Here is a 309-nt window from a genome sequence, read left to right on the forward strand (position 1 = left end):
TCGGGCAGTCCCACTCCCGGATATTGAGCGGCTTCTTGCCGTCTCGGTGTCCGCAACTCGAACAAACCTGACTAGACGGATAGAACCTGTCTGCTTTGATAAGTGTCCGTCCTTTTTGCTTGGATTTATATTCTAATTGGCGGACGAATTCATACCATCCTGCATCACCAATGCTTTTTGCTAGTTTATGATTTTTCATCAGGTTCTTACTGGACAGAGTTTCTATTACAATGACTTGGTTTTCGTCTGTAATCTTTTTGGATAGTTTGTGCAAGAAATCTTTGCGCTGATTGGCAATCTTCTCGTGCT

General features: G+C 43.4%; 1 protein-coding gene. It reads right to left on the reverse strand.

Features of this window, described 5'->3' with window-relative positions; all coding sequences use genetic code 11:
• Positions 1-309, reverse strand: a 309-nt coding sequence (locus ACYQ2O_RS13080; protein WP_459796822.1) for an RNA-guided endonuclease TnpB family protein, incomplete at both ends; no start/stop codon positions are given.

It is taken from the genome of Alkalibacterium sp. m-11 (assembly GCF_054658155.1).